This is a genomic window from Streptomyces sp. NPDC026062 (assembly GCF_055568375.1).
On record NZ_JBVHOQ010000012.1, the window covers coordinates 141,061 to 154,337 of the forward strand.

General features: G+C 69.0%; 9 protein-coding genes. 8 read left to right on the forward strand and 1 reads right to left on the reverse strand.

Annotation, left to right across the window (positions count from 1 at the left end; all coding sequences use genetic code 11):
• The first annotated feature begins 3 nt into the window (after nucleotides 1–3).
• From ACZ4LX_RS13925 to ACZ4LX_RS13940, 4 genes are all read left to right on the forward strand, one after another.
• On the forward strand, nucleotides 4–780 hold the full coding sequence (locus ACZ4LX_RS13925; RefSeq protein WP_467649623.1) for a hypothetical protein: 777 nt from the start codon (nucleotides 4–6) through the stop codon (nucleotides 778–780).
• A complete protein-coding gene (locus tag ACZ4LX_RS13930; protein WP_467649624.1) occupies nucleotides 725–2,518 on the forward strand; it encodes a heparinase II/III domain-containing protein in 1,794 nt (597 codons plus the stop codon). Before ACZ4LX_RS13925 ends, ACZ4LX_RS13930 begins: the two co-directional genes overlap by 56 nt.
• A 178-nt stretch (nucleotides 2,519–2,696) precedes the next feature.
• Nucleotides 2,697–3,020 (forward strand): hypothetical protein, encoded by a 324-nt coding sequence (locus ACZ4LX_RS13935; protein ID WP_467649625.1) that lies wholly within the window; start codon nucleotides 2,697–2,699, stop codon nucleotides 3,018–3,020.
• 18 nt (nucleotides 3,021–3,038) lie between these two features.
• Nucleotides 3,039–3,530, forward strand: a complete 492-nt coding sequence (locus tag ACZ4LX_RS13940) for a MaoC family dehydratase (protein ID WP_467649626.1) — start codon at nucleotides 3,039–3,041, stop codon at nucleotides 3,528–3,530.
• A 290-nt stretch (nucleotides 3,531–3,820) separates the two neighbouring features.
• Here the strand turns inward: ACZ4LX_RS13940 and ACZ4LX_RS13945 are convergent, their stop codons facing one another.
• Nucleotides 3,821–4,021, reverse strand: coding sequence for a hypothetical protein (locus tag ACZ4LX_RS13945; RefSeq protein WP_467649627.1), 201 nt, complete (start codon nucleotides 4,019–4,021; stop codon nucleotides 3,821–3,823).
• A gap of 1,316 nt (nucleotides 4,022–5,337) precedes the next feature.
• On the opposite strand from ACZ4LX_RS13945, the gene ACZ4LX_RS13950 reads away from it, so the two are divergent.
• From ACZ4LX_RS13950 to ACZ4LX_RS13965, 4 genes are all read left to right on the forward strand, one after another.
• Nucleotides 5,338–6,066: an SDR family NAD(P)-dependent oxidoreductase gene (locus ACZ4LX_RS13950; protein WP_467721177.1), complete on the forward strand. Its 729-nt coding sequence runs from the start codon at nucleotides 5,338–5,340 to the stop codon at nucleotides 6,064–6,066.
• Nucleotides 6,067–6,179: 113 nt separating this feature from the next.
• Nucleotides 6,180–6,425, forward strand: coding sequence for an acyl carrier protein (locus ACZ4LX_RS13955; RefSeq protein WP_467649629.1), 246 nt, complete (start codon nucleotides 6,180–6,182; stop codon nucleotides 6,423–6,425).
• On the forward strand, nucleotides 6,422–7,513 hold the full coding sequence (locus tag ACZ4LX_RS13960) for a beta-ketoacyl synthase N-terminal-like domain-containing protein (protein ID WP_467649630.1): 1,092 nt from the start codon (nucleotides 6,422–6,424) through the stop codon (nucleotides 7,511–7,513). Before ACZ4LX_RS13955 ends, ACZ4LX_RS13960 begins: the two co-directional genes overlap by 4 nt.
• Before the next feature lie 381 nt (nucleotides 7,514–7,894).
• A complete protein-coding gene (locus tag ACZ4LX_RS13965) occupies nucleotides 7,895–13,273 on the forward strand; it encodes a beta-ketoacyl synthase N-terminal-like domain-containing protein (RefSeq protein WP_467649670.1) in 5,379 nt (1,792 codons plus the stop codon).
• Nucleotides 13,274–13,277: the final 4 nt, after the last annotated feature.

A 13,277-nucleotide genomic window follows, 5' to 3' on the forward strand; every position in this document is an offset into this window, starting at 1 on the left:
GGGATGGGGACGATGGAGGCGGGCCGGCGTCCACGGCTCAATGTCGCCCACGGCTCATGGGAGCTGATCTGGGCGCACGTCCACCGTGTGCTCGTCGTCAATCTCGGCATCGCCGTGACGAACCTGCCCCTGCTGGCCGCGCTGCATGTGACCCATCAGCCCTGGCGGCACCCGCTGTTCTTCGGACTGCTGCTGCTGACACTGCCGGGACCCTCCCTCGCTGCCGCGTTCGCCTATCTCGGCGCGGCGACGGGGGACGAGCAGGCGCCGGTACGGCTGTTCGCCGAGGCCTACCGGAAGCTGTTTGGGCGGGCGGTACTGATCTCCGCACCCTTCGTGCTGCTCGTGACAGCGGCCGTCGCGGATGTCGTGACGCTGCGGACATCCGCACTGGGTACGGCAGTCGTGCCGATGGCGGTGATGGTCGCGCTGGTGGCTGTCGCCGCCTGGCCGGTCGCGCTCGCGCATGTGGCCGGGGGTGGAGACACCGGGCGGCGGCTCTTCCTGCTCGCGCCGTACGCCGTGACCCGGCACGTCCTGCCGGCCCTGATGAACCTCGTGCTGGGGGCCGTGGCCCTGCTGCTCATCAACCAGGCACCGCTGCTGGGGCTCGCGGTGCTGCCCGGGTGCGTGCTGTTCGTGGTGTGGCGCAACTGCCGGGTCATGGCGGCCTTCGGCGATCCGGAAACGCCGGAGGATTCTGTCGTACGGGAAGGGAGGCGCGATGACACCGGCACCATCAGGCAGGGCGGGGGACCGTCAGCGGTGCCCGGACGCTGACGGAACGGACGGCCTGGGCGGTGTGCATGCCCGCATCCGGCTTGCGGCCGCCTCCGCCCGGAGCACGCGCCTGCCGGACCTGCCGTTCTCCGTGTACCGCCGCTTCGAGGACGACGGTGACCGGCTGGCGTACGAGGAGCTGTACTTCCGCCGCCGGGCGCTGGTGACGGCCCTCGCAGCCGAGGCCCTGACCGACCCGGAGGCCGCGCTCGGCCCCCTTGCCGATGCGCTGTGGTCCGTCTGCGACGAGTACACCTGGGCGCTGCCCGCCCACGAGACGCACGCGACCCACCTGGGCCGGGGCATGGACCAGTGCCTCGACCTGTTCGCCGCGCTCACCGCGCAGCTGCTCGCCGAGGCGGTCCAGGTCTGCGGCGACCGGCTCGATCCCCGGGTCGCCGCCCGCGTGCGCGACCAGGTGGACCACCGGGTGCTCTCCCTCCTCGCCGACGACGACCGCCCGCTTCTCTGGGAGGGCTGGGCCCACAACTGGGCAGCCGTGTGCGGCGGATGCGCGGGGCTCGCCGCCTTGGCCCTGTGGGACCGGGGACCGCGTCTCAGCCGAGTCCTCGACCGGTGCCGACGCGCTCAGCTCACGTACCTCAGCGGCTTCGGTGACGACGGGGGCTGCGCGGAGGGGCTGGGCTACTGGGCGTTCGGGTTCGCGCACTTCGTCTACTTCGCCGAGGGGCTGCGGGAGTTCACCGGAGAGGATCTGCTCACGCATCCCAAGGTGCGGGCCATCGCCCGCTTTCCGGCCGCCGTACATCTGGGCGACGGGCTCTTCCCCGCCTTCTCGGACGGTGAGGAACGGCCTCGCGTGCCCGCCGGTCTCGCCCGGCAGCTCGACCGAAGGACCGGAGTCCGGATCCCCGCCGAGGCCGTGCAGGCCACGGACAGCGGGGCGGACCTCTCACGGGACTGGGCCGACCTCTCCCGGACCCTGCGCTGGGGCGCCCCCGACCCCGCCGCCGAGCCGGAACCCGAGCCGCCCTCGGCGTACCTCCCCGACCTCGCCTGGCTGGTCGACCGGGGGCAGGGCGTGGCCTTCGCGGCCAAGGGCGGTCACAACGCCGAGCCGCACAACCACAACGACCTCGGCCAGTTCGTACTGGCCGCCCGGGGCGAGGTGCTGCTCGCCGACCCGGGCGCAGGAGAATACCGCAAGGGGTACTTCGACGAGGCCACCCGCTACACGTTCCTGCACGCCTCCTCGCGCGCGCACTCCGTTCCCCGCGTCGGCACGCGCGAACAGTCGGCCGGCCGCGCCCGCACGGCCCGCGTCCTGGACCTCGGCCTCCACGCGCACGGCGCCGACCTGACACTCGATCTCACCGGCGCCTACGAGGTGCCCGGCCTGACAGCGCTGCGCCGCGCCTTCTCCTGGCACCGCGGGACCGGGGAACTGCTGCTCGTCGACGAGGTGGAGACGGAACGCCCGGTGGCGCTGGAAGAGGTGTTCGTCAGCCGGCTGCGCCCCGAACTCCGCGCGGACGGGGCGGTGTGGACCGGAACCGGGGCACGGGCCCGACTCGGCCTGCCGGACGGATGTGCCGCGCACGTCGAAACGGTGCACACCACCGACCACGGGGGAGCCCCCGACACGGTGTACCTCCTGCGGCTCGGCCTGGGCCTCGTCGAGGGGCGGGCCCGGTTGCCGTTCCGTTTCACCGTGGGCTCCGTCATCGGCGTGGATGGTCCGCAGGGAGGCACCGGCACACCACTCCCCCCGGTGTGAAGGCGTACGCGCAGGAGCAGGTGTGTCACCTCACCGGGGGAGACCCCGGTGAGGATGCGCACGGTGCGCGGGTTCACGGTGCCGCGCTGCCCGTCGTCGAGAGGGAGATAAGCTGCCGCTGTCCGGGGGCCGGGTCGCCGACTCCCCGGTCGTCCACGTGGAGGGGGCCGGGACCGGCATGGACAAGCTGATGCTCTTCGTGGAGCTGCGCGAGGGGAGCACGCTCGACCTGCGGCTGCGTGAGCGGATCAGCCGTGCTCTGCGTGCCACACTCTCCGAGCACCACGTGCAGGACCACATCGTCCAGGTCCCCGCTGTTCCCCGCACCCTGTCGGGCAGGAAGCCGGAGGCGCCGGTCAAGCGCGTACTCGCCGACGCGGATCACGAACTCGTCTGGGCACGCGGTGCTTTGGCCCATCCTGACTCACTCGGGGCCTTCGAGGAAGCCGCGGTCCGTTACCGTACGCGGACATCGGCGGAGCGCCGCCGGACGCATCCGTGACCCGAGGGAAAGGCACCCATGACAACGATCTCCCCGGCCGTGACCGACAACTTCACCACTCCCATCGACGACCGGTACTTCGAGGACTACGTACCGGGAACCGTGCATGTCTTCGGCAGCAGCACCCTCACCGAACAGGAGATCCTCGACTTCGCCCGGCGCTTCGACACGCAGAGCATCCACACGGATCCCGAGGCAGCACAGGACGGCCCCTTCCAGGGGCTGATCGCAAGCGGCTGGCACACCACAGCCGTGATGATGCGCCTCTACGCGGACCACTACCTCAGCAAGGTCGCGTCGCTCGCCTCGCCCGGAGTCGACGAAGTGCGCTGGCCACGGCCGGTGCGGCCGGGTGACACCCTGCGGGTCCGCGCCACTGTCACCACGGCCCGGGTCTCCCGTTCGAAGCCCGACCGGGGCCTGGTGCACACCGATGTCGAGGTGCTCAATCAGCACGGCGAGCCCGTACTGACGATGACGATCATGAACATGCTGCTGCGCAGGGCGTAGGGACCAGGATCGCTTTCGGGCGACCGAGGCTTCCCAAGGCGCTCCGGTCCGCCGAGGGGGAGACCCCTTACGCGAACGTGAGAACGATCTTCCCGGTGTGCCGTCCGCTCATCCATGGATCCCTCCTGGGAACTGCCTCGCACGACGCTGCGGAAGAAGTCGACCAGCCGGCGGTTGACCTCCGCAGGACGCTCCAGGAATCCGAAATGCTCGCGCTCCTCAGCAGTTCGAAGCGGCAGTCGGGGATGGCGTCTGCCACCGCGCGTCCCATGGCGGGTGGCATGACGAAGTCATGGGCGAACGCGAGGACGAGCGAGGACGAGCGAGGGACACCGGACGCGGGCCAGTCCCGGCAGCCGGTCACCGGTGACGGTGGCCTCGTACTGGGCCGCGAACCCTTCTTCCCGTTGCGGAAAGAGGGACAGGGTCGTCAGCCGGTCCCGGGTGAACTCCTCGGCGGCCAGGGCCCGGGGCGCGAACAGCTGACTCATCGTGGCCACGGACGAGTAGCCCGCCGGCACCGGGTCACCGGCCCGCATGGCGTCCGCGCAGCCCTGTGCCAGCGCGTCACGGTAGACGTCCCCGCGCCCGCGTGTCGCCAGCAGCGCGAGGGTTCGACGTCCCTATTCCCTTCGCTATTCGTTCCTTTCGGGAAGAGCCGCAATGGCATCGAACCAGATTGCAGTTGAGGGACTCCCGCTGTCGCTCCAAAGGACGTTCAATCTCACATGATCCTGCGCTGAACGATGTTGTTCAGGGTTCGAGCTGTGTCGCCGATGACGGAGATATTCGCCGGTTCGCCTGTGGCGCAGAGCCGTCGGCGCGCAGTTCCCGCAATGTTGCGGCCTCCGGCATCGGTGTCTCTGCGAGTGTGCGGGCCGAGAGCGGGTCGAAATCCCTGCGGTTTCCCGCGACGGGCCAGGTGGGAGCCTCGCGCAGCCGTTGCCGGACCGGGTTCGCGGAGGGGGAGTGCCCTGCGCGGTGGGCCCTTCCCGCAGGCCTCTCGCGGGTAACTCGGCGGCGTCGGGGCCGTCGTCGTCCGGTGGCGGCATCGGCTTGTCGAGCGGTCCACCAGGTGGCGGAAATGTGTCTGTTCCGAGGGCATCCGGGGTCGAAGTGCGCATCTCGGGTGCGGTGTTCGGCTCCGGACGATGTCCGGCGTCGGGGAGTGGGACCCCATCGTCGGACCGGACGGTTCCGGTTGCCGTTACATCACCCGCACGCGCCCCCTACGGACGGGTGTGTGCCGTTCGAGTCCGTCTGCGGTCACTTCGCCGCCGTCCGCGCTCCGTCGACGGCTGCGGCGACCGCCTCAAGCCTTTCACCTGGGCAGATTCCGCCGAACGGATCCTTGAAGATCAAGGAGAATGAGACTTGAGCATCACTGAAACCCGCTGGGCGCATGACCTGTTAACCAGAAGCAACGGTGTGGAATCGCTCAGTTGACGTGGAGACGCACATTCCCGTCTGCTGCGGAACTTGGTCCACTCGCGCCGTGACATGCGGCTGACGGTCGTGACCGCGGGGAGCAAACCAGGGTGAACCAATGCCTCCAACAGTGCAGATTCTGGGCCGACTTATCGGGGTCGGCCATTTGAAACCATCGCCGCGTGAAGTTCGCCAGGAAGAGGGGTTGTAGTCCGAAAGTTGGTGTGTCACGATTCGGTCTCGCGAGGGACGGGGATTGCTTGAGTGGAGTCTTCTTCTTCTGCGGATATGACTGAAATGAAAGCAGCGTAAGTATGTGCATTGCGCAATCGATTCATGGAAGGGAGTCATGTCCTCCGGTATGAGCGGACGGCCTCCTGTGCGCACGCCGAATTCCGGCGAACGGGGATGTGCGCTGATAACCGGCGGTTCCCGCGGAATCGGGGCCTCCATCGCGAAGGCGCTTACCGAGGCCGGTCACCGCGTCGCGGTCGACTACCGCAAGGACGCCGAAGGCGCGGAGCGTGTCGTCGAAGAGGTCATCAAGCTCGGCGGCGCGGCCACGCCGTTCCAGGCGGACGTGTCGGACGAGGAAGCGGTCGACCGGCTGTTCGACTTCGTGGAGCAGGAGCAGGAGCAGGAGCAGGAGCTCGGGCCGGTGCCGGTGCCGGTGCCGGTGCTGGTGGGCAACGCGGGCCGACGCATCGACGGGGTGCTTCTCGGGGTGGACGCGCACGACTGGCGAGATGTGCTGGACACCAACCTGTCGGCGGCCTTCTGCACCACCCGACGGGCGCTGGGACCCATGGCGCGGGCCCAGTTCGGGCGCATCATCATCCTGGGCTCGCCGCTCGGCGACCGGACCCTGCCCGGAATGGCCGGCTACTCCGCGTCCAAGGCCGGACCGGAGGGATTCGCCCGGTCGGCGGCCCTGGAGGTGGCCCACCGGGGCATCACAGTGAACGTCATCGCGCCGGGCCTCGTGGACGCCGAATTCGTCGATGACCTCGACCTCACCGAGGAATGGATACGCGACAGCATTCCGGTGCGCCGGGCTGCGAGACCGGAACAGATCTCCTCGTGTGCGCGCTTCCTGGCCTCGGCCTAAGTCTGGTTGCATCACTGGACCGACGATCACCGTGGACGGCGGTCTCTCGTGTTCCGCTTCCTCTCTCCCGCGTCGAACACGCTGACGCGAACGACTTTTGTGGAGGATCTGAAGTGGCGGCCAAGGAACAGATACGTGAGTTCGTGATCGACTCGCCGGCACGCTTTGATCTTGAGGCGCCAAGTATTACCCCCGAGGCGACCCTTGACTCCCTCGACATGGACTCCCTCTACCTCGCCGAACTCGGGCAGGCCGTGAAGAAGGAGTTCTCCGTCGATATCAAGCCCAAGGGTTTCCGTGAGGTGAGTACGACTGGTGACGCGCTCTCGGTCCTCTGTCTCAAGGCCGGCTTGGAGTGAGCCGTGACATCGTGGTCACGGGCCTCGGCGCTGTCACAGCGCTCGGCAACGGAGTCGCCGCACTGTGCGAACGGTCGCGCAGAGGTGAGAGCGGGCTGCGTGACGGCGAGGGCCGGTGCTCGGGCTTCGAGCCGACCAAGGTGCTCACCCGCAAGGAAGTCCATCGGACGGACCGATTCTCCCAGTTCGGGATCGTGGCCTGCGACGAGGCGGTCAGGCAGGCCGGACGGGACGCGGGGCTCCCTCGCCGGTCCGAGCGGATCATGTCGACCATCGGCTCCGGGGTGGGGGGAACCGAGACCGCCGAAGAGCAGATGGCCCTCATGCGGGAACAGGGCCAGGACTATGTGTTCGGGCCGACCGTCCCGGTGCTGATGGCCAACGCCCCGGCGGCGCAGATCGCCAGTCGGTACGGCTTGCACGGCGACGCCTACGGCGTGACGTCGGCCGGTGCGAGCGGTGCCCAGGCCATGGGTGCCGGCATGAGGGCGATCAGGAGCGGTGAGGCCGACACGGCCGTCGTCGGCGGCGCCGAGGCCTCCCCGCCGGGTTTCGCCGAGGCGGAGTTGCGGACCTCGGCCGTGGTCCTCGCGAAGGCCGGTGCCGCGGCATCGCTCCTGGAGGGCCAAGTGCCGGAACTCCGTGCGGAGCTCCGGGAGATCAGATGCAACCCGGTGGCAGTCGTCCCGGCGGGGTACGACGGTCCGGTCCTTGACGAGCGCGCGCGGGCTCTGGTGCTCCCCGAGGGGAGTGCGCTGGTCAACGCGGGCTCGTACGGAGCCGATGACCGGCACATCGTGCGCTACACCTTCAGCGGGGTTCAGGCCCGTGCGCTGCTCGCCGAGAATGTCAGCCGTGAGCGACTACTCACCGGTGGCGACAGAGAGTTGGGGCGGTACATCCCCGTGCGACGGAAGGTCGTCGACGCCGCTGCCCGGGTCCGGAGCGACGGACCCCGCTCCTGCGGCCGCCGGCACGAGGCCCGCCTCGCGCGGATCGGGCAGCTGCCGCGGGCGCGTCCCACCGGCAGTCCGGTCGAGGCCTGCTGCCGGACCGCGCACCGGACCGTGACCGAAAGGTGGTCATGACCAGAATATTGCCCACCGTCACCAGATCATTCGCAGCAGTGCCGGTGCTGCCGACCGGGTGGAAATCGCCGCGATACGGCTTGCGAATCATGTCGCATTCCAGACCCTAGAAAACTTGTGCGCTCGGCCCGGTGGCCGAGTGCCGGCCTTGCTGTGCCCTTTTTTAATTACTCAGGGTAATCAAAAATGTGTCACGCTCCGTCAGAATCTCTATCGGCTCCGATCACTTCCAAAAGTGGTCTTGCTGACCGGTGTTGAGCTGTGTCAAGCTCGCAGTGCAGACGGCGGGGGCCGCATTCGCGTGGCCGTTGCCGCCGTTTCGGAGTGACTGGTTTGGAACGCCCTCAGGGCGCCACGAAACGGACTCTATGTAGGGAAAACATGCGCTCCCAATCAAGTGAACTGCGGCTCTCGGACACCCCTATCGCAATTGTTGGAATCGGATCCATCTTTCCGAATTCCAGCGACGCGGGCGACTTCTGGCAAAGAGTGATCGAGGCGGAGGATTGCATACGGGACGTCCCGGATTCGCAATGGTCGACCGAGCGATACTTCGATCAGGATCCAATGGCGCGGGACAAGACCTATTCGCGGCGCGGGGGTTTTCTTCCCGACGTTCAGTTCGATGCGATGGGCCTGGGTATTCCGCCGACGCTCCTGCCGTCGACCGACATCGTCCAACTGCTCAGCCTGGTCGTCGCCAGGGACCTGCTGCGCGACGCGGGAGTCGAGGGATCCTCCTGGTACGAGCCGTCGCGGACGGGTGTGGTGCTCGGCATCAGCGGATCCCTGTCGGCGACCATCCCGCTCAGCTCCCGGATGCAGGCACCGGTCGTGGCCGACGCGGCACGCAGTATCGGCCTGTCGGAGCGCGATGCCGACGAGATCGCAGAGCGTTTCACGAGGGCGTTCGTCGAATGGGACGAGGCATCCTTTCCCGGGCTGCTCGGCAATGTGGTGGCCGGGCGCATCGCCAACCGGCTGAACCTCGGCGGAATGAACTGCACGGTCGATGCCGCTTGCGCGAGCTCCCTCGCGGCGATCGAAGTCGCTGTACGCGAACTTGCGGCCGGCCGACAGGACATGATGGTGACCGGTGGCTGTACCGTCGACAACACCGTCTTTGCCTATATGGCGTTCTCCAAGACTCCGGCACTCTCCCTCTCCGGGAACGTGCGGCCCTTTGACGAATCCGCCGACGGGACCCTCCTCGGCGATGGGATCGGCATGCTCGCCTTGCGCAGGCTCGAGGACGCCGAGCGTGACGGCAACAAGATCTACGCGGTGATACGAGGCCTTGGCACCGCCAACGACGGCCGGTCCGGAAGTATCTACGCTCCCCAGAAAAAGGGGCAGATGCTGGCTCTGCGCCGCGCATACGAAGACGCCGGCGTTCCGGTGTCGTCCGTCGGCCTTTTCGAGGCACACGGAACCGGCACCAAAACGGGTGACAGCGTGGAACTCTCCGCGCTCAGCGATTTCATCCGGGAAAGCACCTCCGAACCCAAGTTCGCCGCGATCGGAAGCGTGAAGTCACAGATCGGCCATACCAAGGCCGCGGCGGGTGCGGCCGGGATCATCAAGGCAGCCCTGGCCCTGAACCAGAAGGTCCTGCCCCCGACCATCAACGTCACACAGCCGCTGGGAGCGACAGCCGACGCCGACAGCGGGATCTACGTCAACGTCCTCGCGCGTCCATGGATCTACGAACCAGGGCGCCCGACCCGGCGGGCCGCGGTCTCCGCGTTCGGATTCGGCGGGACGAACTACCACTGCGTACTGGAGGAGTACACGACCCCCGGGCAGCGGCCGTCCGTACTGGCGCCGGCCGTGCGCACGGCCCTGTGGCACGCACCCGACGCCGGGCGGCTGGCGGAGGCGCTCGCGCAACACCCCCCGGCCGCCGACGACGCGGCGGTTCCGGCCGGAGACCTCCGGATCGGCTTCGTCCACCGTACGCGGGAGGAGTACGAGAAGCTGCGGGCGAGCGCCGAACGCATGGTGCGCGAGCGGCCGGACGCCGAGACATGGAGCGATCCGGCCGGAATCCACGGCAGGCGCGGAGCGCTGGACGGGTCGGCCAAGGTCGCGGCCCTGTTCGCCGGGCAGGGAAGCCAGTACGTCAACATGGGACGCACCGCGGCCCTGGCCCTGCCCCCGGTGCGGGAAGCCTTCGACAGCATGGCCATGTACGTGTCCGGCCGGCCGGCTGTTTCGCGTGCGGTCTTCCCGCCGCCCGCCTTCGGCAAGGGGGAAGAACAACAGGGCGAACTCCTGCGGCAGACGCAGAACGCCCAGCCGGCGATCGGCGCGCTCTCCGTCGGCCAGTACAACTGGCTGCGCGAACTCGGCTTCTCACCCGACGGTTTCCTCGGCCACAGTTTCGGCGAACTCACGGCCCTCTGGGCCGCCGGCGTTCTCACCGAGAAGAAGTTCTTCGGGCTGGCCGGTGCACGGGGCCGGGCGATGGCCGCCGCCCCCGCGACGGGCGACGCCGGCGCCATGGCGGCGCTCAGCGCCCCCCGGAGCGTCGTGGACGATCTGGTGCGGGCCCATCCCGAGACCCGGATCTGCAATGTCAACGCCCCCGAGCAGTTCGTCGTCGGCGGCGCCACCGGACAGATCGAGAAGCTTCTGGCCGAGGCGGGCGCCAGGGGAATCACCGCGTCGCGGCTCCCGGTGTCGGCAGCGTTCCACACGCCGTTCGTCGAGCACGCGGTGGAGGCCTTCCGCGCGGCCGTCGAATCGACCGAGTTCCAGACACCCGACCGGCCCGTCTACGCGAACACGGCAGGCGCCGCCTACGGTGCGGACCCGGTCAGGAACAAGGCCGTCCTGGTGGAGCAGTTGCGCAACCCGGTCGATTTCTCCGGACGGATCACCGAGATGTACGACGCGGGATTCCGGGTCTTCGTCGAGTTCGGGCCCAAGTCCGTACTCTCCGGACTGGTCAAGCGCACCCTGCCGGACAAGCCGGTCGTGTGTCTCGCGGCCGACAAGGGGCCGCGCGCCGACGCCGACCGGTCCCTCAAAGCGCTCGCCCTCCAGCTTCGCGTCCTGGGACTGCCCGTTCACGACATCGGCGGCTACGACCGGACCGTGGAGGCGGCACCCGTCGCGAAGGGCTCGGTCCGCCTCGCCGCGAAGAACTTCGTACCGAAGCAGAAGGGTGCGGCGTATCGGCAACTGCTCGCCACACCTCACGTGTTGAGCTCCACCGCCCCAGAGGCGTTGCGGGAACCCGGCCCTGCCGTCGTTCCCCCGGGCCGGGACGGACGTGTGGGGATCTCCCCGGAATCAGGCAGCGGGCCTGCTACTCACGATGATGGAGCTGATGTGTCGATCAGTACGAGCCAATTGCTGGCGAAGCATGTGGCGCTGTCCCAGGGGTACCTCAACGGGCAGCTGCGCGTTGCCCAGGAGATGATCGCCGACATCGCCGAGCAGGTGTCAGCCGCACCCGCCGGGGACGTCCGGATGTCGCTGCAGCTGTTGCAGCGCTACAACGCCCTGATTCTTGAGGGACAGGAGCAGGCCCACCACACCATCACGGCTCTGCTCGACGGAGCGGCACTCCCGGTGCCATCCGTTCCGCAGGTGTCCGTGCCGCCCTCGGTGGCCTGCCCGGCGACGGTGCCGCAGCAGCGGCCGGCCCCTGTCCAGGAGCCGCGGCCCGAGCCGGTGGCGGCTGTCGGGGCGGAACCCGAGCCGGCGGCGGTGGTGAACGCGCCGGCAGCCGCACAGACGCCAGTGGTGGTGGAGGCTCCGGCAGTGGTGGAGGCTCCGGTGGCGGTGGCTCCGGTGGTTGATTCGGTTGCGGTGGTACGGGCGCGTGAGGCGTTGTTGGCGGTGGTGTCGGAGAAGACCGGTTATCCGGTGGACATGCTGGACGCGGCGATGGATATCGAGGCGGATCTCGGTGTGGATTCCATCAAGCGGGTGGAGATCGTGAGTGGTCTGCAGGGGATGTTCCCGAGGATTCGTGAGATGGATACGCAGCGGATCGGTGAGTTGCGGACGCTCGACGACGTGGTGACGGTGCTGATCGCCTCCGACACGGACGGGGCGGAGCCGGCGCAGGGCGGGACGGAACCCGTGGCCGAGGACGAACCCGCATCGGGGGTCGGCCGTCTCCGAGTCACCCACGACACCGTGGGCGAGGTGGTGACCCAGGGAAAAGCATTCGCGCCGCAGTCAGCGGCGCTGCTGGTCGATGACGGTTCCGTCCGCACCCGCGGTGTGGTCGACGAGCTCCTGAGCATGGGCCTGCGGCCACATCTCATCACGCTGCCGGGAGTCTCGACGGACGCCAGGGATGTCCCGGTCACCCCGCTCGCCTCGTGGGACGAAGCGGCGCTTGCCGCAGCCGTCGAGGACGTGGTCGGGCGGGCCGGCCGGCTGGATCTGTGCGTACAGATGGCCGACGGGGGAGCGGCGACCGTCGCACACGCGGTCGAGCGCCTGGCCCACGTGGTCCTGCTGGCGAAACTGACACAGCAGCACCTGCTGGCGACCGTGCGGGACGAGCGCTCCGGCTTCGTCGTCATCACCGGCCTGGACGATGGAGCGGGGTGCGACGGCGGATCGCCGGCGGCCGACATGCTGGGCGGACTGACCGGCCTGGTCAAGACGTTGGCCGTGGAATGTCCCGAACTGTTCTGCCGGTCCATCGACATCGCACCGGGACTCCACGACGAAGCGGTCCGGTCCATCGTGAACGGTGAGCTGAACGACGCCGACACCGCACTGCGCGAGGTCCGGCGCGACGGCCGACGGCGTACGGCGCCGGCCTTCGCCCCGGCGGGAGCGCCGGCACCCGGAGAGGGGCGGGCCGACGGCGCGGCGCCCGACGCGTCGGACGTGTTCGTGGTCACCGGAGGAGCCAGGGGGGTGACGGCCGAGTGTGTCGCCGCACTCGCCGCCAAGTACCCCTGCGAGCTGGTGGTCCTGGGCCGTACCGCGCTGGAGGCGGAGCCGGAGTGGGCCACGGGCTGTGACGGCGCCGAGTTGAAGGGCCGCGTCATCGAGCAGGCCAGAAGGAGCGGCGGGAAGGTCAGCCTCCCCGAGACCGAGCGACGCTACCGGTCCCTTCTCGCCCAGCGTGAGATCGCTGCGAACCTGGCCCGGTTCCGTGCCGGAGGCGCCCGCGTGTCCTACCACGCGGTGGACATCCTGGACGCGGGCGCGGTCAAGGAGGCCCTGGGACCCTGCCAGGAGCGGATCAGCGGGGTGATCCACGGCGCGGGCCTGCTGGCCGACCGGCTCATCGTCAAGAAGAAGGCCGAGGACGTCACTGCCGTGCTGGCGACCAAACTGGTCGGCCTCGACAACGTCCTGACGCTGCTCTCCGCGCGACGCCTCAAGCACATCGTGCTGTTCTCGTCGGTCGCCGGGCTGTTCGGAAACCGGGGCCAGGCCGACTACGCGGTGGCGAACGAGGCGCTGAACCGCGCGGTGGCCGCACTCGGGCGGGAGCGGCGGGCCGAGCGCGTCCTCTCGATCAACTGGGGCGCGTGGGACGGGGGGATGGTCACGCCGGAGCTTCGCAAGATGTTCGAGGCGCGCGGTGTCGTTCTCATCCCGCAGCACGTCGGAGCCGAGATGTTCGCCGAGCAGTTCGATCCCGGGCGCGGAGGGGACGAGATCGTCATGATCGGTCCGACGGTCGGCCCCGAGGGCCTCGACCCGCTGATGTCCGCGCCCGCCGACGGCGGATCCGGTACAGCGCGGACGGACACCGCCGCAGTGGCCGGGAGCTGATCGC

What these genes read in the sequence shown, in the direction of transcription:
- ACZ4LX_RS13925 (WP_467649623.1), top strand. Translation starts at nt 4, where the DNA reads ATGGGGACGATGGAGGCGGGCCGGCGTCCACGGCTCAATGTCGCCCAC.
- ACZ4LX_RS13940 (WP_467649626.1), top strand. Translation starts at nt 3,039, where the DNA reads ATGACAACGATCTCCCCGGCCGTGACCGACAACTTCACCACTCCCATC.
- ACZ4LX_RS13930 (WP_467649624.1), top strand. Translation starts at nt 725, where the DNA reads ATGACACCGGCACCATCAGGCAGGGCGGGGGACCGTCAGCGGTGCCCG.
- ACZ4LX_RS13965 (WP_467649670.1), top strand. Translation starts at nt 7,895, where the DNA reads ATGCGCTCCCAATCAAGTGAACTGCGGCTCTCGGACACCCCTATCGCA.
- ACZ4LX_RS13945 (WP_467649627.1), bottom strand. Translation starts at nt 4,021, where the DNA reads ATGAGTCAGCTGTTCGCGCCCCGGGCCCTGGCCGCCGAGGAGTTCACC.
- ACZ4LX_RS13935 (WP_467649625.1), top strand. Translation starts at nt 2,697, where the DNA reads ATGGACAAGCTGATGCTCTTCGTGGAGCTGCGCGAGGGGAGCACGCTC.